At 67.3% G+C, this 24,285-nt stretch carries 19 protein-coding genes; 7 read left to right on the top strand and 12 right to left on the bottom strand.

Features of this window, described 5'->3' with window-relative positions; all coding sequences use genetic code 11:
- A partial coding sequence (locus tag KH616_RS04225; RefSeq protein WP_292237292.1) for an ATP-binding cassette domain-containing protein occupies positions 1 to 631 on the top strand: 631 nt, incomplete at its 5' end.
- Positions 624 to 1,409, top strand: coding sequence for a metal ABC transporter permease (locus KH616_RS04230; RefSeq protein WP_292237332.1), 786 nt, complete (start codon positions 624 to 626; stop codon positions 1,407 to 1,409). The genes KH616_RS04225 and KH616_RS04230, both read left to right, overlap by 8 nt.
- 25 nt (positions 1,410 to 1,434) lie before the next feature.
- Here the strand turns inward: KH616_RS04230 and KH616_RS04235 are convergent, their stop codons facing one another.
- Complete coding sequence (locus KH616_RS04235; protein WP_292237294.1) at positions 1,435 to 2,895, bottom strand: FGGY family carbohydrate kinase; 1,461 nt, start codon at positions 2,893 to 2,895, stop codon at positions 1,435 to 1,437.
- A 434-nt stretch (positions 2,896 to 3,329) separates the two neighbouring features.
- Between KH616_RS04235 and KH616_RS04240 the strand changes: the two genes are divergently transcribed.
- On the top strand, positions 3,330 to 4,703 hold the full coding sequence (locus KH616_RS04240; RefSeq protein WP_292237296.1) for a nucleobase:cation symporter-2 family protein: 1,374 nt from the start codon (positions 3,330 to 3,332) through the stop codon (positions 4,701 to 4,703).
- A 180-nt stretch (positions 4,704 to 4,883) separates the two neighbouring features.
- Here the strand turns inward: KH616_RS04240 and KH616_RS04245 are convergent, their stop codons facing one another.
- From KH616_RS04245 to KH616_RS04255, 3 genes are read right to left on the bottom strand one after another with little or no spacing between them, the layout of a single operon-like run.
- Positions 4,884 to 6,431 carry an efflux transporter outer membrane subunit gene (locus KH616_RS04245; protein ID WP_292237298.1) on the bottom strand — a complete coding sequence of 516 codons (1,548 nt, stop codon included), beginning with the start codon at positions 6,429 to 6,431 and terminating at the stop codon, positions 4,884 to 4,886.
- Positions 6,431 to 9,631, bottom strand: a complete 3,201-nt coding sequence (locus KH616_RS04250) for an efflux RND transporter permease subunit (protein ID WP_292237299.1) — start codon at positions 9,629 to 9,631, stop codon at positions 6,431 to 6,433. The genes KH616_RS04245 and KH616_RS04250 overlap by 1 nt, the downstream gene beginning before the upstream one ends.
- A 15-nt stretch (positions 9,632 to 9,646) precedes the next feature.
- Positions 9,647 to 10,852: an efflux RND transporter periplasmic adaptor subunit gene (locus KH616_RS04255; protein ID WP_292237300.1), complete on the bottom strand. Its 1,206-nt coding sequence runs from the start codon at positions 10,850 to 10,852 to the stop codon at positions 9,647 to 9,649.
- A 398-nt stretch (positions 10,853 to 11,250) separates the two neighbouring features.
- On the opposite strand from KH616_RS04255, the gene KH616_RS04260 reads away from it, so the two are divergent.
- A complete protein-coding gene (locus KH616_RS04260) occupies positions 11,251 to 11,892 on the top strand; it encodes a TetR family transcriptional regulator (protein WP_292237302.1) in 642 nt (213 codons plus the stop codon).
- Positions 11,893 to 11,977: 85 nt separating this feature from the next.
- On the opposite strand, the gene KH616_RS04265 is transcribed toward KH616_RS04260, so the two are convergent.
- The 6 genes from KH616_RS04265 to KH616_RS04290 form a co-directional block, all read right to left on the bottom strand.
- Positions 11,978 to 12,685 (bottom strand): SRPBCC domain-containing protein, encoded by a 708-nt coding sequence (locus KH616_RS04265; RefSeq protein ID WP_292237305.1) that lies wholly within the window; start codon positions 12,683 to 12,685, stop codon positions 11,978 to 11,980.
- Positions 12,686 to 12,713: 28 nt separating this feature from the next.
- A complete protein-coding gene (locus KH616_RS04270) occupies positions 12,714 to 13,073 on the bottom strand; it encodes a DUF427 domain-containing protein (RefSeq protein ID WP_292237308.1) in 360 nt (119 codons plus the stop codon).
- Positions 13,074 to 13,214: 141 nt separating this feature from the next.
- Entirely contained in the window at positions 13,215 to 13,643 is a 429-nt protein-coding gene (locus tag KH616_RS04275) for a carboxypeptidase regulatory-like domain-containing protein (RefSeq protein WP_292237310.1), read from the bottom strand.
- 80 nt (positions 13,644 to 13,723) lie between these two features.
- Positions 13,724 to 15,205 (bottom strand): DegQ family serine endoprotease, encoded by a 1,482-nt coding sequence (locus tag KH616_RS04280; RefSeq protein ID WP_292237311.1) that lies wholly within the window; start codon positions 15,203 to 15,205, stop codon positions 13,724 to 13,726.
- 98 nt (positions 15,206 to 15,303) lie between these two features.
- Positions 15,304 to 16,641, bottom strand: coding sequence for an ATP-binding protein (locus KH616_RS04285; protein ID WP_292237312.1), 1,338 nt, complete (start codon positions 16,639 to 16,641; stop codon positions 15,304 to 15,306).
- A gap of 3 nt (positions 16,642 to 16,644) precedes the next feature.
- Complete coding sequence (locus KH616_RS04290; protein WP_292237314.1) at positions 16,645 to 17,307, bottom strand: response regulator; 663 nt, start codon at positions 17,305 to 17,307, stop codon at positions 16,645 to 16,647.
- A 183-nt stretch (positions 17,308 to 17,490) separates the two neighbouring features.
- Between KH616_RS04290 and dacB the strand changes: the two genes are divergently transcribed.
- The 3 genes from dacB (at position 17,491) to KH616_RS04305 (ending at position 21,681) form a co-directional block, all read left to right on the top strand.
- Entirely contained in the window at positions 17,491 to 19,005 is a 1,515-nt protein-coding gene (gene dacB / locus KH616_RS04295) for a D-alanyl-D-alanine carboxypeptidase/D-alanyl-D-alanine-endopeptidase (protein WP_292237333.1), read from the top strand.
- Between the two features lie 264 nt (positions 19,006 to 19,269).
- Positions 19,270 to 20,187, top strand: coding sequence for a sterol desaturase family protein (locus tag KH616_RS04300; RefSeq protein ID WP_292237315.1), 918 nt, complete (start codon positions 19,270 to 19,272; stop codon positions 20,185 to 20,187).
- A gap of 90 nt (positions 20,188 to 20,277) precedes the next feature.
- The gene (locus tag KH616_RS04305) at positions 20,278 to 21,681 is read left to right on the top strand and encodes an SGNH/GDSL hydrolase family protein (protein WP_292237316.1); all 1,404 of its coding nucleotides are present in this window, start codon (positions 20,278 to 20,280) and stop codon (positions 21,679 to 21,681) included.
- A 284-nt stretch (positions 21,682 to 21,965) separates the two neighbouring features.
- Here KH616_RS04305 and KH616_RS04310 read toward each other — a convergent pair whose 3' ends face one another.
- Together KH616_RS04310 and KH616_RS04315 are read right to left on the bottom strand one after the other, a co-directional pair.
- Positions 21,966 to 22,997: an L-threonylcarbamoyladenylate synthase gene (locus KH616_RS04310; RefSeq protein ID WP_292237317.1), complete on the bottom strand. Its 1,032-nt coding sequence runs from the start codon at positions 22,995 to 22,997 to the stop codon at positions 21,966 to 21,968.
- 11 nt (positions 22,998 to 23,008) lie between these two features.
- On the bottom strand, positions 23,009 to 24,205 hold the full coding sequence (locus KH616_RS04315) for a 5-(carboxyamino)imidazole ribonucleotide synthase (protein ID WP_292237318.1): 1,197 nt from the start codon (positions 24,203 to 24,205) through the stop codon (positions 23,009 to 23,011).
- Positions 24,206 to 24,285: the final 80 nt, after the last annotated feature.

Raw genomic sequence — 24,285 nt, forward strand, 5'->3', positions numbered from 1 at the left:
CAACGCGAAAAAGCAGGGCGGCTACGACTTCGTCGCGATGGCGGCCGACGGGCATCGCTGGGGACTGCCGCGCACGAACACGGCGACCCAGCGCGACGTCGAACGCGTGCTCGAGCTCGTCGACGGCCGGGCGCTCGCGCGCCGGCCGCTGTCGGAGCTGTCCGGCGGCGAACGCCAGCGCCTGCTGCTGGCGCAATGCCTGCTCGGCAGCCCGAAACTGCTGCTGCTCGACGAGCCGCTGATCAGCCTCGATCCGAACCACCAGCGCGGCGTCGTCGAGCTCGTGCGCCGCGTGCAGCGCGAACTCGGCATCACGGTGCTGTTCTCCGCGCACGAACTGAACCCGCTCCTCAATGCGCTCGACCGCGTGCTGTATCTCGGCAACGGCGTCGCGGCGCTCGGCACCGTTGACGAAGTGATCACGGGGCCGGTGCTGTCGCGGCTGTACGGCTCGCCGATCGACGTGATGCGCGTCAATGGCCGGATCTTCGTGATGTCAGGCGACGTCGAAATCGAAAAGCACGACCACGAACACGAAGACGAAGCCGGCCACGCGCATGGCGGCGGCCATGGCCATCATCACCACGGACACGCGCACTCTCACGACAGCGGACACGCAGACGATGTTTGAATACGACTTCATGATCAACGCCTTCGCGGCATCCGGGATCGTCGCGGTGCTCGCGGGCATCGTCGGCTACTTCCTGGTGTTGCGCGGTCAGACCTTTGCCGGGCACGCGCTGTCGCACGTCGGCTTCACCGGCGCGACGGGCGCGGTGCTGCTCGGCATCTCGCCGATCTGGGGGATGGTGGGCTTCACGCTCGCGGCCGGCATCGGCATGGGCGCGCTCGGCGAACGGCTCGCGGGACGCGACGTCGCGATCGGCGTGATCCTGTCGGTCGCACTCGGCTGCGGCCTGCTGTTCCTGCATTTCTACACGACATACGCGACACAGGTGACGGCCCTGCTGTTCGGCAACGTGCTGGCTGTCAGTCACACGACCCTTGCCGTCCTGGCTTCCATCGGCGCGATCAGCCTCGCCGCGCTCGCGCTGATCGCGCGGCCGCTGCTGTTCGCCTCGCTGCAGCCCGAGCTTGCGGAGGCAAAGGGCGTGTCGCTGCGCACGGTATCGATGCTGTTCCTGGCGGTGTGCGCGCTGGCGGTCGCGGCATGCACGCAGATCGTCGGCGTGCTGCTCGTGTTCACGCTGCTGGTCGGTCCGGCCGCCGCTGCACAGAACGTCTCGACGCGCCTCTCGACCGGCGTCATCCTCGCGGCATCGTTCGCGCTGTTCGAGGCATGGCTCGGCATCACGCTCGCGTATCACACCGACTGGCCGACGAGCTTCTGGATCACGACGCTGTCGGCGGCGGTGTATGCGGCAAGCTTGCTGATGCGGCGCGGGTAACGCGGGCAACGACCATTCGGCAGGTTCAACGTCCGGACATGAACCACGGCCCCACTCGCGTGTACAAGTCGACAAAGCGCGCGTGCCGCGCCGCGAGCGCGTGGTCGTCGCGCGGTGCCGCGACCGGCGACGTCGCGGGTGCGAGCATGGACAGGTCGTCCTCGCGCCAATGACCGGTGGCACAGCCGGCGAGCAGCGCCGCGCCGCGCGTCGCCGCATTCGGGCAGTCGACCGCGTCGAGCGTCGCGCCGAGTGCATCGGCAAGCAGCTGGCGCCAGCGCGGATCGACCGATCCGCCGCCGGCAAGGCGAAGCGATGCGACCGCTGCGCACGACGCGGCGTCATTTGACGAAACCGCGCGTGCCACGCGAATCGCATCGAGCCCCGCACGCAACGCAAACGCGACGCCTTCGAATGCCGCTCGCATCATCGCGCCGCGCGTGTCGCCGAGCCCGAGGCCGAGCCAGCCGCCACGCGCGTCCGGGTTCATCCACGGCGAGCGCTCGCCGGTCAGGTACGGCAGGAAGCACAGCCGCTCGGAAGCCGGCTGCGCGAATGCGTCGTCGTACGCGGCCGCCCAGTCCGGATAACCGAGCCAGCCGCGCACCGCTTCGAGCGCGAGCCCGACGTTCTGCATCGCGGCCATCGTGTAATACCCGTCGCCCAGCGCCGCGCGATAGCGATGCAAGCCCCGACGCGCAACGGGCAGCCGATCAGCCAGCACGACGATCTGGCCGCCGCTGCCGGTCGTCAGCAATGCGTCGCCGTCGGCAGCGAGTCCGCTGCCGAGCGCCGCACATGCGGTATCGGCCGCGCCGGTCGCGAGCGGCACGCCGGCCGGCAACCCGAGTGCGGCCGCGGCTGGTGCGCTGAGCGTGCCGCACGTTGCCGCCGATGCGCGCACCGGTGCGAACCGGTCGCGGCTCAGGCCGAATGCGTCGAGCGCCGCCGTATCCCATACGCCATCCGGCGTCGCCAGCGCCGTCGCACACGCGTCGCTGGGATCGGCCGCCACCTCGCCGCCGAGCGCGATGCGCAGCCAGTCCTTAGGCTGCACCGCCCAGCGCGCGGCGCGCAACGCGGCCGGCTCGTGTACGGCGAGCCAGCGCAGCAGCGGGCCCGCCATGCCCGGCGCCACCGGATTCGACGCATCGGGCCACGCCGCCGCGTCGGCAAACCGTGCCGCACGCGTGTCGGGCCAGAGCAGCGCGTGCCGCACCGGCTGCCCCGCCGCGTCGATCAGCACGACACCGTGCATCTGTCCGGAAAAGCCAATCGCACACACTTGCGCCCGCTCGTCGGCCGGCAACCGCGCCGCGGCCCGCACGAGCGCCTGCCACCATGTGTCCGGCGCGATCTCCGCCCAGCCGGGCTGCGGCGACGACAGCGCATAAGGCTCGCTCGCGACCGCGCATTCGCAGCCGTCGGCATCGAGTGTGACGAGTTTCACCGAACCGGTGCCGAGATCGATTCCGAGCAGGCGCATGACGAAAATAAGCGTTGAAAATGGGGAGTCAGATGATAGCGGGATCGCTGTATCCGATCCGCCGTGCATGCATGCCGTCAATGACGGCGGCATCGAAAACCCACGGCGCTCATCGACCGTCGCGCGCAGAAAAACCCGCCGTCACGGGTTAACCCCCAACCGATTTCCGGCGCATGATTTTCCCGTTATGGCCCGACTGCAATACACACCATAACCCGACGCATATTTGGCACGGGCGCCCATGCCATTTTGAACGGTTATAAAAACGGGAAACCTCACGTCTGCGGGAGAGCCCCGATGCGCGACACCCCGCTCCGATCCAATCAGTCATATCGAACCCGCGAAGCACGGAATAGAAACCCGCGCTCTTGTTCCGCCCCGGCATTCCACATAACTTCGTGCCATTCCGAATACAAGATCATGGAGCGAGACAAATGCAAGCGAACACGGTCCATCCGTGCGATGAAGTGCTGCCGACCGGCAAGCTCGTCACGCTCGGTCTGCAGCATGTTCTTGTCATGTACGCCGGCGCGGTCGCCGTGCCGCTCATCGTCGGCGGCGCACTCAAGCTGCCGAAAGACCAGATCGCATTCCTGATCAGCGCCGACCTGTTTTCGTGCGGCGTCGCCACGCTGATCCAGACCCTCGGCCTGTGGATCTTCGGCATCCGGCTGCCCGTCATCATGGGCTGCACGTTCGCCGCGGTCGGCCCGATGATCGCGATCGGGACGAACCCCGGCCTCGGCATGCTCGACATCTTCGGCTCGACCATCGCGGCGGGCATCATCGGCATCGTGCTTGCGCCGACGATCGGCAAGCTGCTGCGGTTCTTCCCGCCGGTCGTCGTGGGCACGGTGATCTCGGTGATCGGTCTGTCGCTGATGGAGGTCGGCATCAACTGGGCGGCGGGCGGTGTCGGCAATCCGGAATACGGCAGCCCCGTCTATCTCGCACTGTCGCTGTTCGTGCTCGTGCTGATCCTGCTGATCAACAAGTACGGCCGCGGTTTCATCGCGAATATCTCGGTGCTGCTCGGCATCGTCGCCGGCTTCGCGATCGCGTTCGGGATCGGCCGCGTGGACACCGGCGGCGTCTCCGCCGCGCCGTGGTTCGGCATCGTGACACCGTTTCATTTCGGCATGCCGCACTTCGATCCGCTGTCGATTGCGACGATGGTGACGGTGATGTTCGTCACGTTCATCGAATCGACCGGCATGTTCCTCGCGGTCGGCGACATGGTCGATCGCCCCGTCGACCGGGAGCGCCTCGTGCGCGGCCTGCGCGTCGACGGCCTCGGCACGCTGATCGGCGGCATCTTCAATTCGTTCCCGCATACGTCGTTCTCGCAGAACGTCGGCCTGATCGGCGTGACGGGCGTGAAGAGCCGCTTCGTCTGCGCGACGGGCGGCGTGATCCTCGTGATGCTGGGCCTGTTTCCGAAGATGGCGCAGGTAGTCGCATCGGTGCCGCCGTTCGTGCTCGGCGGCGCGGGCATCGTCATGTTCGGGATGGTCGCGGCGAACGGCGTGAAGGTGCTGTCGAAGGTCGATTTCGTCGACAACCACCACAACCTGTTCATCGTCGCGGTCAGCATCGGTCTCGGCCTCGTGCCGGTCGTGTCGCCGCATTTCTTCTCGCGGCTGCCTGCCGCGCTCGCGCCGATCCTGCACAGCGGCATCCTGCTCGCGTCCGCCTCGGCCGTTGTCCTGAACATCGTGTTCAACGGCGTGAAGAGCGAGAAGGAAGCGAAGTGCGATATCCGCCGCGCCGGCCACGATTTCGACGGACGTCCCGCGGATCTGCATTGAATGACTACGCCGCGACCGGCCTCGCCTTCCGTCGCGCCGGCTCGTTGAAGGCAGGCCGGGCGCACCGCGCGCTGAGCAAAAAAAACGCCACGGACTTGCATGTCCGTGGCGTTCGCATTGCAGCGTCCCACCCGTGCATATTGCCGCCGCAGGCAGGCCATGCCGGATCGGCCGTCGTGCCTACCCCTTTGCTGCCGATGCCGGCGCAGGCGCCGCTGCCTTGCCGTAGTCGACCGGCGCGTCGGCCTCGCGCGGCGTCTCGCCGGCCCGCTCGATCCAGCCGCCGCCAAGCGCGCGATACAGGTCGACGAGATTGCTCCAGCGCGCGAGACGCGCGTTGATCAGCGACTGCTGCGCCGAATACAGGTCGGTCTGCGCGGTCAGAACGGACAGATAACTGTCGACGCCGTTCTTGTAGCGCAGGTCCGACAGCTCGTAACGGCGCTGCTGCGCGTGCTCGTTGCGCTCGAGCGAGGCGATCTGCTGATCGTACGTACCGCGCGCGGCGAGCCCGTCCGCCACCTCGCGGAACGCCGTCTGGATCGACTTCTCGTAGTTCGCGATCTGGATCTGCTTCTGCAGGTTCGCGAGATCGAGGTTCGCCATGTTCGCGCCGGCCTCGAAGATCGGTATCGTGATCTGCGGCGTGAACGCCCACGTCGCCGTGCCGGCCTTGAACAGGTCGCCGAGCAGCGAGCTCGCCGTACCGAACGAGCTCGTCAGCTGGATGCGCGGGAAAAACGCCGCGCGCGCCGCGCCGATGTTCGCATTCGCGGCGAGCAGGTTCTGCTCGGCCTCCATGATGTCCGGCCGGCGCGTCAGCAGATCGGACGGCAGCCCGGCCGGAACGTCCGTCAGGAAGTTCTGCGCATCGAGCGGCATGCCCGCCGGCAGATCGTCCGGCAGCGGCTCGCCGACGAGCAGCACCAGCAGGTTGACCGCCTGCGCCCGTGCACGCGCCTGCGCCTGCTGGTTCGCCTGCGCCGTTTCGACGATCGTCTGCGCCTGGCGCAGATCGAGCTCCGAGCCCGTGCCGTTGTCGAACTTCAGCTTCGTCAGGTCGTACGACGCCTGCGCGGTCTTCAGCGTCTCGTCGGTCACCTTCAGCAGATCGTCGAGCGCCAGCACCGTCAGATACTGGTCGGCCACCTGCGAAACCAGCGAGATTTCCGCGGCCTTGCGCGCCTGCGCGGTCGCCAGATACTTCGCGAGCGCCTGGTTCTTCAGGCTCTGGAGCCGGCCGAACAGGTCGAGCTCCCACGAGCCCTGCACACCGACTTCATAGCCGCGCGTCAGGAGCGGCTGCCGGATATCCGCCGCGCTGCTCGTTGCCGCGCCGGCCGGGAAGCGCTGGATCTGGCCGTTGGCTATGCCGTTGACGGTCGGAAACAGGTTCGCGCGTGTGATCCGGTACTGCGCGCGCGAGGCCTCGACGTTCAGCACCGAGACGCGCAGGTCGCGGTTGTTCTTCAGCGCAACCTCGATCAGCCGCTGCAGGCGCGGATCGACAAAGAATTCGCGCCAGCCGATGTCGGCCGCCGCCTGGCCGTTCGCGCTGCGCGCGCCGGCCGTGGCGGCCGGCTGCGTCGCGTAGACGCCGCTCGCCGGGAACACCCCCGCGACGGGCGCCGCGGGCCGCTCGTAGTGCGGCGCCAGCGTGCAGCCCGTGGCGAACAGCGCGGCGGCCAGCGCGACCGCCGTTGCAGTCAAAGCGTGTTTTTGCATCATCACTGCCCCTTCTTCTCGTCGTCGCCGTGGTCGCGCTGTTCCGCCTGGTGCAGGTGATCCTGCGCAAGACGCAGCGCCTCGTCGACGTCCTCCTTCTCGCCGCTGAAGATCGAACGGACCTTCACGAAGAACATCGGGATCATGAAGATCGCGAGGAACGTCGCCGTGATCATCCCGCCGATCACGCCCGTACCGATCGCGTGCTGGCTCGCCGAGCCCGCGCCGTTGCTGATCGCGAGCGGCAGCACGCCGAGAATGAACGCAAGCGACGTCATCAGGATCGGGCGCAGCCGCAGACGCGCCGCTTCCAGTGCGGCCTCGATCGGCCCCATCTTCTCCGACTGCTGCAGCTCGCGCGCGAACTCGACGATCAGAATCGCGTTCTTCGCGGACAGACCCACCGTCGTCAGCAGGCCGACCTGGAAATACACGTCGTTCTCGAGCCCGCGCATCGTTGCCGCGAGCAGCGCGCCGATCACGCCGAGCGGCACGACCATGATCACCGAGAACGGAATCGACCAGCTCTCATACAACGCCGCGAGACACAGGAACACGACGAGGATCGAAATCGCGTACAGGATCGGCGCTTGCGAGCCCGACTGGATTTCCTGGAACGACAGCCCCGTCCACGAATAGCCGATGCCATCCGGCAGCTTCTTCGCGAGCGACTCCATCGCCGCCATCGCCTGGCCGGTACTCTTGCCCGCCGCAGCCTGGCCCTGGATTTCCATCGCCGAGATGCCGTTGTAGCGCTCGAGCTTCGGCGAGCCGTACGTCCAGTGACCGGTCGCGAACGCACCGAACGGCACCATGCCGCCCGTCCCGTTACGCACGTACCAGATGTTCAGGTCGTCCGGCTTCATCCGGAACGGTGCGTCCGCCTGCACGTAGACCTTCTTGATCCGGCCGTCGATGTCGAGGAAGTTGTTCACGTACTTCGACGCCCACGCGATCGAGAATGTCTGGTCGATCGCCGCCGGCGTGACGCCGAGCGCCGCCGCCTTCTCGCGATCAATGTCGACCTTGTACTGCGGCGTGTCGTTCAGGCCGTTCGGGCGCACGCCCTGCAGCGTCGGATCCTTCGCCGCCATCATCAGCAGCTGGTTCCGCGCCGCCATCAGCGCGTCGTGGCCGAGACCGGCGTTGTCCGTCAGCTCGAAGTCGAAGCCGGCGGCGGTGCCGAGTTCCGGAATCGACGGCGGATTGAACGGAATCACGAGCGCATCCTTGTAGCCCGCGTAACGCCCGAACATCCGGCCGATCAGCGCCTGGACCTTCTGGTTGGCGTGCTGGCGCTGCGCGTAGTCCTTCAGCCGGACGAACACGAGGCCCGAGTTCTGGCCGCGGCCCGCGAAGCTGAAGCCGTTGACCGTGAACGCGGATTCGACGATTTCCTTCTCGTCGTTCAGCAGATAGTCGGAAATGTTCGCGAGCGTCTTCGCCGTGGTTTCCTGCGTCGAACCGGACGGCGTCTGCACGATCACGAACATCAGGCCCTGGTCCTCGTCGGGCAGGAACGACTTCGGCAGGCGCACGAACAGCAGGCCGACCGCGACGATCACGACCAGATAGATGATGAGCCAGCGGCCCGAACGCTTGATCACGTGGTGCACGCCGACGTGGTACTTGTCGCGGCTCTGGTTGAACGTGCGGTTGAACCAGCCGAAGAAGCCCTGCTTCTCTTCGTGATGGCCCTGCGGAATCGGCTTCAGGATCGTCGCGCACAATGCCGGCGTCAGAATCAACGCGACCAGCACCGACAGCACCATCGCCGACACGATCGTCAGCGAGAACTGACGATAGATCGCGCCGACCGACCCGCCCGAGAATGCCACCGGCACGAACACCGCCGACAGCACGAGCGCGACGCCGATCAGCGCGCCGGTAATCTGGCCCATCGCCTTGCGGGTCGCCTCCTTCGGCGACAGGCCTTCTTCGGCCATCACCCGCTCGACGTTCTCCACGACCACGATCGCATCGTCCACCAGCAGGCCGATCGCCAGCACGAGACCGAACATCGACAGCGTGTTGATCGAGAAGCCGACCATCGACATCACCGCGAACGTGCCGAGCAGCACGACCGGCACCGCGATCGTCGGGATGATCGTCGCCCGCAGGTTCTGCAGGAACAGATACATCACGAGGAACACGAGCACGATGCCTTCGAGCAGCGTCTTGACCACTTCCTCGATCGACAGGCGCACGAACGGCGTCGTGTCATACGGATACGAGACGACGAGGCCGTGCGGATAGTACTTCGACAGCTCGTCGATCTTCGCGCGCACGGCCTTCGCGGTCGCAAGCGCGTTCGCATTGGTCGCGAGCTGGATACCCATCGCGGCGGACGGACGGCCGTTGAACTTCGTGTCGAAGTTGTAGTTCTCGCCGCCGAGGCCGATCTTCGCGACGTCCTTCAGGCGAACCTGCGAGCCGTCCTGATTGACCTTCAGCAGCACGTTGCCGAACTGCTCGGGCGTCTGCAGCAGCGTCGATTCGGTGATCGTCGCCTGCAGCACGGTGCCCGGCGTGGCCGGCGTGCCGCCGATCTGGCCGCCGGCGATCTGCACGTTCTGCGCGGAGATCGCGGCCGTGACGTCTTCCGGCGTGAGGCCGTAGTTCGTCAGGCGGGTCGGGTCGAGCCAGATCCGCATCGCGTACTGCGAGCCGAACAGCGTGACGGTGCCGACGCCGTTGATCCGGCTGATCGGATCCTTCACGTGCGACGCCACGTAGTTCGCGAGGTCGTACTTGTTCATGCTGCCGTCTTCGGACGTGAACGCGAGCACGAGCAGGAAGCTGCTGCTCGACTTCGTCACCGACAGGCCGAGCTGCTGAACCACCTGCGGCAGGATCGGCGTCGCGAGCGACAGCTTGTTTTGCACCTGCACCTGCGCGATGTCGGCGTTGGTGCCCGGCGCGAACGTCAGCGTGATCGTCGCGTTGCCCGCGTCGTCACTCGTCGACGACATGTACAGGAAGTTGTCGAGGCCGCTCATCTGCTGCTCGATCACCTGCGTCACCGTGTCTTCCACAGTCTTCGCGGAAGCGCCCGGATAGTTCGCGGTGATCTGGATCGACGGCGGTGCGATCGTCGGATACTGCGCGATCGGCAGCGTGAAGATCGCCGCGACGCCGGCCAGCATCAGGATGATGGCGATCACCCACGCAAAGATCGGGCGATCGATAAAAAACTTTGCCATGAAACAGGCTCCCTGTTATTGCGCGCTCGACGCCGCAGCGGCCGAACCCGCGGCAGGCGCCGCCGCGGCGGCGCCCGAGGCCGGCGCGAGCTGGGCCGGCACGGTCTTCACGGTCGTGCCCGGACGCGCCTTGTCGACGCCGTGAACGATCACGCGGTCGCCCGCCTTCAGGCCGCTCTCGACGATCCAGTCCTGGCCGTGCATGCCCGTCGTGACGAGCTGGCGCGGCGCGACCTTGTTGTCGGCGCCGACCACCAGGGCGACCGGCTGCCCCTTCTGGTCGTGCGACACGCCGATCTGCGGCACCAGGAACGCGTTGTCGTTGATGCCCGCCTCGATGCGCGCACGCACGAACATGCCCGGGAGCAGCACGCGGCCCGGGTTCGGGAAGATCGCGCGCAGCGTGACCGAGCCGGTCGACTGGTCGACCGTCACGTCGGAGAACTGCAGCTTGCCCTGCTCCGGATAAGGCTTGCCGTCCTCGAGGATCAGCGTGACCTTCGCCGCGCCCGGGCCGTTCGTCTTGAGCCGGCCACTCTGCACCGCCTGACGCAGCTTGAGCCCTTCGAGGCTCGATTGCGTGAGGTCGACATAGACCGGATCGAGCTGCTGCACGGTCGACATCAGCGTTGCCTGCCCGGCCTGCACATAGGCGCCCGGCGTGACCTGCGAGATGCCGACCCGGCCGGTGATCGGCGAGACCACGTCCGTGTAGCCGAGGTTGATCTGCGCGGTGTCGACCGCGGCCTTGCCCGCCGCGACGTCGGCCGCGGCCTGGCCCTGCGCGGCGACCGCGTTGTCGTAGTCCTGCTTGCTGATCGCGTTCGCGGCGACGAGCACCTTGTAGCGCGCGGCGAGCGCATTCTGCGTCGCCAGGTTCGCCTGCGCCTTCGCCAGCGACGCCTTCGCGCTGTTCAGTTGCGCGAGGTACGGGGCCGGATCGATCTTGTAGAGACGCTGGCCCGCCTTGACGTCGCTGCCCTCGACAAATTCACGGCGCAGCACAATGCCGTCGACCCGTGCGCGCACTTGCGCGACGAGGAAGGCGCTGGTGCGGCCCGGCAGCTCGGTGAAGACCGGTACGGATTGCGGTTGGACGGTGACGACGCCGACTTCCGGCGTCTGCGGCGGCGGCGCCGATTCTTTTTTCCCGCACGCAGCCAGGAAAACGGCAGCCGTCGCGACGGTGATTAAGCGGTATGGAACCCGTTCGACTCGCATGGAGCGACCTCTTTTTCTAACCAATGGGATAAGTGCCGCGCCCGACGGAAACGCAACACGGATGCGCCTTGCGGCGCAGATCGAACACCTGAATGACTGAACTGCCGGATACAGCAAGCGGCACGAGACTGCCGTGCCGTGGGATGTCGCGAACTGCGGACTGGTACTTGGACGGGAATCAGCAGAGTGGGATGTTAACTGATTGCCACTTTGGTCATTCGATCGTAAGGTGGCATTGTATATACATTCACGGATGTATGTAAAAACCCCTTTTGCCGACCCGGCCGCCAGATCTTACGAATTGTTACCGATCGTGAGCATAGCCCGTCCGAATGGCGACGGCGAGAGATACAGACCTTATTATTCCGTCCCGTTGATCGATCACCTCTAGTCCGCTCATGGTCAGACGCACCAAGGAGGAAGCGCTTGCGACCCGCAACCGCATCCTCGACGCCGCCGAACACGTCTTCTTCGAAAAAGGCGTGTCGCATACGTCGCTCGCCGACATCGCCCAGCAAGCGGGCGTGACGCGCGGCGCGATCTACTGGCATTTCGAGAACAAGAGCGACCTGTTCGATGCGATGTTCGATCGTGTCTTCCTGCCGATCGACGAGCTGAAGACGCAGCCGCCCGACGCGCCGGGCACCAACCCGCTCGACAAGATCCGCAAGATCCTGATCTGGTGCCTGCTGGGCGTCCAGCGCGATTCGCAACTGCGGCGCGTGTTCAGCATCCTGTTCATGAAGTGCGAATACGTCGCGGACATGGAACCGCTGCTGCAGCGCAATCGCGCCGGCATGAGCGAAGCGCTCCACAAGATCGAAGCGGATCTCGCCGCGGCGGTCACGCTGAAGCTGCTGCCCGAACGGCTCGATACCTGGCGCGCGACGCTGATGCTGCACACGCTCGTCAGCGGCTTCGTTCGGGACATGCTGATGCTGCCCGACGAAATCGATGCGGAACGGCACGCGGAAAAGCTCGTCGACGGCTGTTTCGACATGCTGCGATACAGCCCGGCGATGCTTCATGACGAGGATTGATGGACGAGGCGCGCCCGCCATCGCGCGGCGCATGGCATGGCCGCCTGCTCGCGGTGGCCACTCAGCCACTCAGCCACTCAGCCACTCAGCCACTCAGCCAGCGTGCCGCGTAGAGCAGCAGCGCGACAAGCACGATCATCGCGGCCCACGCCCACGGCGGCACGGGATTCGATTCGCGGTGATGCAGCGCACTCGCCGCGCGCCCGGTCAGCGCACTGTTCAGATGCTGGATCTGCGGACGCTTCGTTCCGGCCTGCAGCGACGCAGGCCGCAGGAACACATGCTGGCGCCGTTGCTCGCTGGCGCGGGCAAGATTCGGCGCCAGACCGTGCTTCGCCTGCACGACCTCGCAGAATTCGCTGAAAAAATCGTCGGCCCACTCGTGCAGCGCATGCTCGATCTGACGCGCCGGCAGTTCGGCGAGCGGCCCGGTCGCCGTCGCCCACACCACATACTCGATACGCGTGGCGTCATCCGCGGATGCGTCCGGATACAGCACGATCTCGATCTGGCCGCGCAATGCGCCGATGCCGTCGGCACGCGCCTTGAAGTTCAGGATCCTGCGCGGCTGTCCCTCCGCGTCGCCCTGCTCGCTCGTGATGTGCGCCCGCACGTCGTAGCGCGCACGCAGCGGCCCGAGCGGCACGGTCAAGGTCAGCGCGTATTCGCCGTGCGCGAGTTGCACGAACGATTCGCAATGGTCGAAGCTCGCGCGCAACAGCGCGATGTCCTCCAGCGACGCCCTGACGACCGACGGCGCAAGCGGAATGCGTAATGCGTCGTTCAGTTCCATGATGCCTCCCCGATGAACGCTTGCCGCATCAGGACGTCTCGACGAGACTGTCGATCCTCGCGGCGTCGAAGGCAACGTAGCGCGCAAGCGCCAACGCGCCCTCCTTCGGTTCCTCGTAACTCCATGCGGCGCTCTCGATGACGCCGTCTTCCGTCTGCAAGTCGAAGTAGGTCGCATGCCCCTTGAGCGGGCAAAACGTCACCCGGCTCGATCTCACGAGCCGGTGCATGTTGACGTCGCCGCGAGGCAGGTAATGAACGTCCGGCAGGCCCGCCTCGCGCACGGTGAGCGCGCCGAGGGAATCGGCGTACGTGATCCCGTGATGGATCACGCGTACCCGATGCCGGTTCGGCACGATGTCGAGGTGAGGATCGGTGCCAGCGGACATTGTTCTCCCGTTCGGTCGTCCGGCACGCCAACCGGGCCGGACGAGAAGCGAAAAAAAAGCCACGGCGCGAACGTCGTGGCTTTCATTATCGGTCAAAGTTGCGCGCATTGCGCAAACATCGCCGAACCGATACAGACCCGATTATTGCGTGCCCCAGACAAACGCCGCCTTCGCGCCGCCTTTCGCGGGCACGGCGACGGCCCGCGTCTGATCCTTGCCCTGATACGACGCCTGCACCGTATACCGGCCGGGCATCAGCTTGACGAGCATGTACGGCCCGCGCGTGTCGGTCTTCAGCACTTCCGCGCCTTTCGCATCGACGATGCGCACATGGACATCCGCGAGGAACTCGCCGCCCGCGCCCGTGAAGCGCAGTGCCAGCGGCCATGCCGATTCGGCGCGCTGGAACGCCGTCGATTCGTCCTGGCCGACGCCGCCGGACACGTAGGTAACGTCGCCTTGCTGGTGTGTGGCGGGCAAGCCGTCGGACTGCGCGTGCGCACCGGCCGCGATGCCGGCGGCCAGCGCCGCGGCGATCGCGAATCGGGAAACAATGCGTGAATGTTGCATGGCTCTCTCCTTTGAGTCGGAAGGAACGCCGGGCACCACGGCACACAAGCGGGCGGTACCGCCGCGCCCGGTGGAATCGATCAGCTCAGGTCGACCGGGACGAAAATCTGCGCGTTGTCGCGCTGGATCAGCAGCGCGAGACTGTTGCCGGCACCTTTCACCGCCTCGCGCAGCTGTTCGGCGCTCGTCACCGGACGGCCGTTCACCGCGAGAATCACGTCGCCCGGCTGGATGCCGGCGCTCGCGGCCGGACCGGCCGCCTGCTGCACAATCAGCCCGTGCGAGAGCTGGGTCGCGTTGCGATCCTGCGGCGACAGCGGCCGAACCGCCACGCCGAGGCGGCCCTGCTCGACCGGACCGCCGTCGCTCGACGCCAGCTTGCTGTCGGCCAGCGAGCCGAGCGTCGCGCTGACCGTCCGCTTCGACTTGTCGCGCCAGATCTGCAATTCGGCCTTCGTGCCCGGCTTCAGGTTCGCGATCTGCGACGGCAGTGCGGTCGAATCGGTCACCGGCACGCCGTTCACCGCGAGGATCACGTCGCCGGGCTGCAAACCCGCCTTTGCCGCCGGGCCGTTCGCATCGACCGAACTGACGAGCGCGCCGTCGGGTTTCGGCAGGCCGAAGGAGCTGGCCAGCGTCTGGTTCATGCCCTGTACCGCGACGCCGAGCCGGCCGCGGCTCACGTGGCCCGTCTTCACGAGTTCGTCCTTCACCTTGATCGCCTCGTTGATCGGGATCGCGAACGACAAGCCCTGGAAGCCGCCCGTCTGCGAGTAGATCATCGAGTTGATGCCGATCACTTCGCCCTGCAGGTTGAACAGCGGCCCGCCCGAGTTGCCGGGGTTCACCGGCACGTCGGTCTGGATGAACGGCGTGTAGTTCTCGTCGGGCAGCGCGCGCGACTTCGCGCTGATGATGCCGGACGTCACCGTATTGTCGAAGCCGTACGGCGAACCGATCGCAACCACCCACTGGCCGACCTTGCTCCTGGCCGGATCGCCGATCTTCACCGTCGGCAGGCCGTTCGCGTCGATCTTCAGCACCGCGACGTCGGACTGCTTGTCCGCGCCGACGACCTTCGCCTTGTATTCGCGCTTGTCGGTCAGCTTGACCGTGACGACGTTCGCGCCGTCGACCACGTGCGCATTCGTCAGGATATAACCGTCGGCGCTGATGACGAACCCGGATCCGAGGCTCGCGCTCGGCTGTTCGTCCGGCTGCGCGTCGCCGCCCATGCCCGGCATCTGTCCGTAGAAATGGCGGAAGAACTGGTAGAACGGGTCGCTCGGATCGACCGGCATCTGGGGCTGCGGCATGCGCCGCGCGGTCTGCTTGACGACGTGCTTCGCGCTAATGTTCACGACCGCCGGGCCGTAGGTCTCGACCAGCCCGGAAAAATCGGGAATGCCCGTCTTCGCGGCCGCTTCGGCCGGCATCAGCGCGGCGGCAGCCGGCGCGACGATCTGCGGCTCGGCATGGCGCGTGCCCGCCACGTAGCCGGCGGACAGCGCGGCCGCCACGGCCACGGCGATGGCGCCGCGCGCAAGGATTCGTTGATTCATTGCTTGACCTCCTATTCTGTTACCCGGCAGCGTAACGGCGCCGGCTTAAAGGAGGCTTAATCAGCCTTAAACGGCGCTTAAAGCGCGTCGAACCGCACTCAAACCGACGCGGGCGCCTCGGCGGTCACGTCGGCGTCGCGAAACACGACGCTGACGAGCAGGCCGCCCGCCGCCGCGTCGCCGAGCGTCACGGTCGCGCCCTGCTGCGCCGCCACACGCCTGACGATCGCCAGCCCGAGCCCGCTGCCGGACACGTCGGCGCGCGCCCGGGCGGCGCTGTCGCGGTAGAAGCGGTCGAACACGCGCTCGCGCTCCTCCGCCGGAATCCCCGGCCCGCTGTCGCCGATCTGCACGCAGGCGCGGCCGGCTGCGTCACGCGTCAGCGACACGTCGATGCGGCCGCCGTCCGGCGTGTACTTGACCGCGTTGTCGAGCAGGTTGCCGAACATCACGCGCAACGCGGCGATGTCGGCGACAACCTTCGCGGGCCGGGTTTCCTCGAAGCCCATATCGATGCGGCGCCGTTGCGCGAGCGGCGCATGCGCGCTCACGCATTCGGCGAGCAGCACGTCCAGATCGACCGCCTCGCGCACCGTGCCGCCGTCCGGCTCGGCGCGGGCCAGCGCAAGCAGTTGCTCGGCGAGGCGCGTCGCGCGCGTCACGCCGCTTTGCAGGTCGGCGAGCGCCTCGCGGCGCGAGGCGTCGTCCTTCGCGCGAGCGACGAGCTGCGCCTGGATCTGCACGGCGGCCAGCGGCGTACGCAATTCGTGCGCGGCATCGGCGACGAATGCCTTCTGCGTGTCGAGCGCGGCCGACAGCCGCGCCAGCAAGCCGTTCAGCGCATGCACGAGCGGCTGTACCTCGAGCGGCAGCGGCGCGTCGGCCAGCGGTTCGAGCGCTTCCGGGCGGCGCGTCTCGACCGCGCGCGTGACGCGCCGCAGCGGCGCGAGCCCGCGCCCGACGATCATCCACACGGCCGCGCCGAGGAACGGCAGCAGCACGATCAGCGGCCACAACGTGCGCAGCGCGACATTCGCCGCAAGACGGTTGCGCACCGATACCGGCTGCGCGAGCTGCACGACGTTGTCGCCGACGATCGCGCCGTACACGCGCCACTCGCCACGGTCGGTGCGTTCGGTCGAGAAGCCGAGCTCCGCACGCGGCGCGATCGGCGCGCGCGGATGCGAGAAATACATCAGCACGCCGTTGCGGTTCCAGATCTGGATCACGATGCCTTCGTCGCCGTTGGTGCGCGAACCGAACACCTGCGAAAACGGCTCCGACGGCAGCGCCGCCGCGATTTCCTGCAGCTGGTAATCGAACAGCTCGTTCGCCTCGGCGAGCGCCTGCCGGTAGATCAGCCAGCCGGCGGCGACAACGCCGGCGACGACGATCGCGAGCAGCCAGATCAGCAATTGATGACGGATCGACCTCACGCGTCAGTCTTCCTTGACGACCATGTAGCCCAGCCCGCGCACGTTCCGGATCAGATCCGAGCCCAGCTTCTTGCGCAGCGCGTGGATATAGACCTCGACCGTATTGCTGCCGATCTCCTCGCCCCAGCCGTACATCTTCTCTTCGAGCTGGCTCTTCGACAGCACCGCGCCGGGCCGCACGAGCAGCGCCTCGAGCAGCGCGAACTCGCGCGCCGACAACGCAACGGGCACGCCGTCGAGCGTCACCTGATGCGACGCCGGGTCGAGCGTCAGCGCACCGTGACGGATCGTCGACTCGCTGCGTCCCGAATGGCGGCGGATCAGCGCGCGCATCCGCGCGCCCAGCTCGTCGAGATCGAACGGTTTGACGAGATAGTCGTCCGCCCCCGCGTCGAGGCCCTTCACGCGATCGGCGACCGCATCGCGCGCGGTGACGATCAGCACCGGCAGCGACAACCCGCGCGAACGCAGCGTCCGCAGCACGTCGATGCCGTCGCGCTTCGGCAGCCCCAGATCGAGCAGCAGCAGGTCGTACGCCTCGCCGCCGAGCGCGGTGAGCGCCGCCTCGCCGTCCTGTACCCAGTCGACGGCGAAGCCGTCCGAACGCAGTGCCTTGCGCACGCCCTCGGCGATCATCCGATCGTCTTCGACAAGCAAAATCCGCATCCTGGTCGGCATCCGCCATACGAGTCAAACATGCCGACCATTGTAGCGCCGACCATCGCGCCCGGCGGCGACCGGCATCGGAACGCGGGCGAATTCGTCGGATCTGAGCGCACTTGTCTCTACAATGTGCGCTTTCGCGCCGCGCGCGCCTCGCCCACGTTGTTTGCCTTTCCGTATTCGTCCATGCCGATGCCCGCCCCGTCCGCCCGGTTCGCGCCCCACGCCCGCCTCTGCCTGCGCGCCGCCGCCGTCCTCGCCACCTGTACCGCCCTCGCGTTCGCGCCGCCCGCGCTCGCTCGCAAGAAAGCCCGGCCGCCCGTCGCGGCGGCCGCCGCGCGCGCGGGGCTGCCCCCGTCGGTGCTCGGTGCTCTGCAGCGTGCGAAGGTGCCGGCATCGGCCGTGAGCGTCGTGGTCGAGCGGATCGGCGATCCGGCGCCGCTCGTCGCGTGGAATGCGGACCGCGCCATGATGCCGGCCTCGACGATGAAGCTCGTCACGACCTACGCAGGCCTGTCGATGCTCGGCCCCGACTTCCGCTGGCGGACGTCCGCGTATGCGGACGGCCCGCTCGATCCGGACGGCACGCTGCACGGCAACCTGTATATCAAGGGCACCGGCGACCCGAAACTCGTGCCCGAGGAGCTGATCGACCTCGTCGACAAGATCCGCAAGGCGGGCATCCGCCGCGTCGACGGCGGCCTCGTCCTCGACAAGAGCTATTTCGCGGCGTCGACGCGCGACCTGCCGCCGTTCGACGACGATGCGAGCGCGCCGTACAACGTCGGCCCGGATCCGCTGCTGTACGCATTCAAGGCGCTGTCGTTCACCGTCACGCCGGGCGAGGACGGCAAGGTCGCGGTCGATGTCCTGCCGCCGCTCGCCAACCTGTCGATCGACAACCAGCTCTACGAGGGCAGCGGCTCGTGCGGCACGGCCGCGTCGGCCGCCCGCCCGGCGCTGTCCGCAAGCGACGGCATGCTGACCGCGTCGTTCAGCGGCGACTATCCGTTGCGCTGCGGCGCGCGCACGACCAATCTCGCGATCCTCGATCACACGACGTTCTTCGCGCGCGGCTTCCTCGCGCTGTGGCAACAGGACGGCGGCACCTTCTCCGGCCCGGTCAGCGAGGGCAAGGTGCCCGCGACCGCGCGGCCCGTCGCCGTGCATCAGGGTCCGGTGCTCGCCAGCGTGGTCTACGACATCAACAAGTTCAGCAACAACGTGATGGCGCGCAACCTGTTCCTGACGATCGGCGCGGTGTCCGGCAAGCCGCCCGCGACGCCCGAGCAGTCGAGCACCGCGATTCGCGGGTTCCTGCGGAAAAGCGGCATCGCGATGCCCGAGCTCGAACTGGAAAACGGCTCGGGACTGTCGCGCGACGAACACGTGAGCGCGCTGTCGCTCGCCTCGCTGCTCCAGGCGGCGAACGCGAGCCCGGTCGCGCAGGTGTTCGTCGACTCGCTGCCGATCGCCGGCATCGACGGCACGATGAAGAACCGTCTCACCAACGCAGGCGTGCTCGGCAACGCGCACATCAAGACCGGCACGTTGCGCGATGTCCGTGCGATCGCCGGGTACGTCGCGGGTTCGGACGGCGCGAGCTATGTCGTCGTCAGCTTCATCAACGACGATCGCGCCGAAGCCGCGCGCGCCGCGCACGACACGCTGCTCGAATGGGTCTACGCAGGCGCGCACTGAGCCGCCTGCACCCGCACCATGCGCCGGCGCTTGCAGCGGCCGGCGCCGTCCCGCAATCCGCCCGGTCGCCCATTAAAACAGGGCCGCATCGCACAAGCCCGCTCGGCGCGGCTTCCGTACAAACCCTATCCTCAGAGGGAACCCTCTACGCTCCCCCCTCGCCTAGCGCGTGGCGATTGCGTAGGCTGTTGGCCTGACCCATATGACAACCGGGCAAGACGCCCGGACTCACGGTCCGCCAGGGGAAAAGGAGGAGACACGCCCATGCGATTCGACGTCGAATGGCTTCTGCTCGCGCTGGCGCCCGTCTTCCTGCTTTGCATCGGCTGGGAAGCGTGGCACCTCGCACGCACGCGCCCGCACGACAGCGTCTACAGCTGGGGGGACACGCTGTGCAATGCGGCGCTCGCGCTGATGCACCAGGGCGCCGACAAGATCGCGTGGCTGTTCGTGATTCCGGTGTATGCGTACTGCTACCGGCACTACCGGTTCTTCACGTGGCAAGACAGCTGGCTGTCGTTCGCCGTGCTGTTCGTCGCGCAGGATCTGCTCTACTACGTCTTTCATCGCGCGAGTCACCGCGTGCGCTGGCTGTGGGCCGCGCATGTGGTTCACCATTCGTCCGAACGGATGAATTTCTCGACCGCGTTCCGCCAGAGCCTGATGTACCCGATCGCCGGCATGTGGGCGTTCTGGCTGCCGCTCGCATTCCTCGGCTTTCCGCCGCAGCAGATCGTCGGCGTCGTGCTGATCAACCTCGCATTCCAGTTCTTCGTTCACACGCAGACGATCGGCCAGCTCGGCTGGCTCGAATACGTGCTCAACACGCCATCGATCCATCGTGCGCACCATGCGCGCAATCCGCGCTATATCGACCGCAATTACGCAGGCGTGCTGGTGATCTGGGATCGCCTGTTCGGCAGCTTCGTCGAGGAAACACGGAACGATCCGCCGCAATACGGGATCGTCGAACGGCTCGGCTCGAACAATCCGCTCGTCGCCACGTTCCACGAATGGATGTCGATGGCAGCCGATGCATGGCGCGTGCCGGGATGGCGCAACAAGCTGCATGCGCTTTTTGGGCCGCCCGAATGGGCGAGCGCTTATCATGCACGCCTCGCCGATGCGGACATGAACGATCCGCGCGCCGCGCCGCTCATCGCCGCGCGCAGGGAAAATTAAACCATTCAGCCAACGGCCACCGCGCGGCCCGAATCCAGGCGGCGTGCGGCAGATGACAACATCAGGCCATATCTACGAGGAGATCGATCGATGCAGCAGCAACAAAACGCACCGTCCTGTACCGGGCGCCCCCTGAAGCTGAAACGCGCCACGCAGATCGCGATCGCCAGCGCAGCCTTCGCGCTGCTGGCCGCATGCGGCGGCGGTGATAACAACAGCAGCAGCAGCAGCAACGCGTCCAGCACGCCGCCGGCCGGCGTCAACATGCAGGTCGTGGCATTCGGCACGAGCCTGACCGATGCGGGCACGTATTCGCAGATCCGGCTTGGCTTCGGCGGCGGCCGCTTCACGACCAACCCGGGCGAAGTCTGGGCGCAGAAGGTCTCCGAGTATTTCGGCAACTCGCTGACGCCGGCCTTTGAAGGTGGCTTCGGCTTGCCGCTGTCGGCAACCGGAGGCCTCGACTACGCGCAAGGCGGCGCAATGGTCTCCAAGGGCGGCGTGAGCAACACGAGCGCTCCGATCCCCGCCGCGAGCCAGCAGCCCGTTACCTGGCAGGTCGCGCAGTATCTGCAACAGCACGGCAGCTTCAATGCGAATCAGCTCGTGCTCGTCGAAGGTGGCGCCAATGAAATCCTGGCACTGCTCGACAACAACGGTGCGGGCCTGACGGCGTTCGGCAAGGCGCTCGCCGCCACGCCCTTCTCGATGCTCGTCGCCGATCCGGCAACCCAGCAACAGACGGTCACGTCGCTGATGTCGCAGGGCTTTACGGCCAGCCAGGCGCAGGCGCTGGTGCCCGCCGCCATCGCACTCCAGATCATCACGACGGATCCGAACGCGAGTACCGATTTCGCTTCGGTCATGCCGATCATCACCGCTGCGGGGACGTTGGCCACCCTCGTCAACACGCAGATCGCCGGCGCGCCCAAGACGGCGGTCATGACGGTTCCGGATATCGGCAAGACGCCGGCCGCGGTCATGGCCGACGCGAGCGTCAACGCGACGCCCGGCTCCGCGAATGCACCTGACCGGGCGCTTTCGCTCATCTCGGCCGTCTACAACCTCGCGCTGCTGAAGGGCCTGGCGCCGTCGATCGCCGCCAAGAAGGTCGTCCCCATCGATGCATTCTCGTGGCTCGACCAGTCGGTCCTGAACGCGGCGGCGCTCGGTTTCAGCGTGACGAACACAGGCACGGCGTGCAACATCGCGCAGATGCAGACCAATGCCACCAACTATGCGCTGGCCAATCCGCAGGCGACACTCGGGCTGCCGTCCTCGACGCCGGCGCCCGTGCTCACGGCTGCGGCACAGGCATATGGCAGCCATTTCGGTACCTCGCTGTTCTGCTCACCGCAAACGCTGACGACGGCCAATGCGCCCACGACGTACATGTTCGCGGATCTGTTCCACCCGACCACCGCACTGCACGGCCAGTTCGCCCAGTACGTCGAGACGCAGCTCGCCGCGGCCGGCATCGGCAAGGCACCGTAATCAGCCTGCGCGAAGCGGATCGCCCGATGCATACCGCTTGTGTCCTGTCCGTCGGGCATGACACAGCGGCAGCGCACGACACAACACCCCACGCGCCGCGACGGTCATGGGGTGTCTACACGATGGTCAGCCCGATCCCTATTCAGCGTAATCCGTTGAGCAGGGATCGGGCTGACCGTCGTTTTCATTGAAGGGGGAAAGACGCGCGCCGTGCCGGAATTCTTGGCGACAGCCAGCTCGGCCGGCCAGACCGCGCGCCACTCGGCGCCAGCCGGCGGCCCGGCTCAGTCCTGCTGCGCCTCGAACGCAGCCGCGGCACGCCCGAGGCGGTCATTGACCGCGATCCACTCGATCGTCTCGGGCAACTTTTCGATGAGGATGCGTGCCACCTCGGCACGATCGAGGGCGCGCAGCAGGCCGTAGAGCTCGTGCGCATAGCGTTGCGGCTCCTCGGGCGCGGCCACGAAATGCACGCCCGGCGCACCGGCCCAGCGCCCGGCCCGCGACGCCCGCGCGACGAGCGCCACCGGGGTGCCGTGTGCCGCGGCCTCGGCCAGCATGGGCTCGAGCGCCTCGAACGGCAGCAGCGCGAGCGGCGTGCGCGGCGCGTAGTGCGCCTTCAGCGTACCGGACGCGCGCGGCGCGGTCGCGTCGCTGCCGTCCGGCAGGCGCGGCATGCAGCCGAGCACGTCGGCGATCTGCTGCGGCGTCACGTGGCCCGGGCGCAACAGCGCCGGGAAGCCGCGCGACAGGTCCAGAATCGTCGATTCGATCCCGACTTCCGACGATCCGCCGTCGAGCACGTGCACCGTATCGCCGAACTCGTCGCGCACGTGCTGCGCGGTTGTCGGGCTGACGTGGCCGAAGCGGTTCGCGGACGGCGCCGCGACACCGCCGTGACCGCCGCGCCGCGCGCTGAACGCAGCCAACAGCGCCTGTGCGACCGGATGCGACGGGCAACGCAGCCCGACCGTATCCTGCCCGCCGCTCACCGCATCCGGAATGCGCGCGTGGCGCTTCAGGATCAGCGTCAGCGGGCCGGGCCAGAAGGCATCCATCAGCTTGCGTGCATCGTCGGGCAGGCTCTCGACCCAGTAACCCGGATCGCCGCCCGGCGGCAGATGCACGATCACCGGATGATTCGCCGGCCGGCCCTTTGCGGCATAGATGCGCGCGACCGCCTCGGGATTGGCGGCATCGCCGCCGAGCCCGTAGACGGTTTCGGTCGGAAACGCGACGAGCTGCCCCGCATCGAGCAGCGCGGCGGCCGCATCGATTTGCCCGGGCGTCACGGACTTCGGAAGATCGGTGGACATCGGCCCTCGTCTCATTCGAGCGGTACGCGCAGCAGCTGCGCGCACGCGATGGCCGCGCCGACCGCTTCATCGCGCGTCGCCGCCGTGAAGCTCACGTGGCCCATCTTGCGGCCGATGCGTGCTTCTTCCTTGCCGTACAGATGCAGATGCGCGGCGGGCATGGCGGTCACTTCGTCCCACGGCGGCGTGACAGGCGCGTGCTCGTCGCCGTCCGGGAACCAGACATCGCCGAGGATGTTCAGCATCGCGGCCGGCGAATGCTGGCGCGGATTGCCAAGCGGCAGGCGCGTCATCGCGCGCACCTGCTGCTCGAACTGGCTCGTTGCGCACGCATCGACCGTGTAATGGCCGGAATTGTGCGGGCGCGGCGCCATTTCGTTCGCGACGAACGACCCGTCGTCGAGCACGAAGAATTCGACGCACAGCACGCCGACGTAGTCGAGCGTATCGGCGATCCGCACCGCCGCCTGCTGCGCTTTCTCGACGAGCGCCGCGTCGGCAGCCGGCGCCGGCACGATCGTCAGCGCCAGAATGCCGTTGTGGTGCACGTTCTGCGCGAGCGGGAACGCCGCGGCGCGGCCATCCGCGCCACGCGCGATCAGCGCGGACACTTCATATTTGAGCGGCAGGCGCTTTTCGAGCACGCACGGCACGCCGCCGAGCGCCGCATGCGCGTCGCGTGCTTCCTGCGCGGTGCGCACGCGCACCTGTCCCTTGCCGTCATAGCCAAGGCGCGCGGTTTTCAGAATGCCGGGCAGCACCGCGTCGAGCGCGGCATCGTCGAGCGCGGCGAGCGCCTCCGCCGATTCGATCACCACGTGCGGTGCAACCGGCACGCCGGAGGCCTCGATGAAGCGCTTTTCCGCGATCCGGTCCTGCGCGATCGCGACGCACCGGCCGGCCGGCGCCACGAAAGTCGTGCGCGCCAGAAAATCGAGGCTCGCGGCCGGGACGTTCTCGAACTCCGTCGATACCGCCTCGCACAGCTCCGCCAGCTCGGCGAGCGCGGCCTCGTCGTCGTACGCCGCGCGCAGGTGGCGGTCGGCGACCACGCCGGCGGGACTCGTCGGATCGGGATCGAGGACCGCGACGCGATAGCCCATCGATTGGGCGGCGAAGCAGAACATGCGGCCAAGCTGGCCGCCGCCGACCATGCCAAGCCAGGCGCCGGGCAGGATCGGGGAATTGGAAGCAGGGGTTGCGCTCATGTCAGTGGTCGGTCGCGGCGGGCATATCGCCCGCCGCAGTGGGGACAATCCGGGTTTCAACGGCCCTTTCCCGGGCGGAC

This window comes from Burkholderia sp. (assembly GCF_018375725.1).
Lineage (GTDB): Bacteria > Pseudomonadota > Gammaproteobacteria > Burkholderiales > Burkholderiaceae > Burkholderia.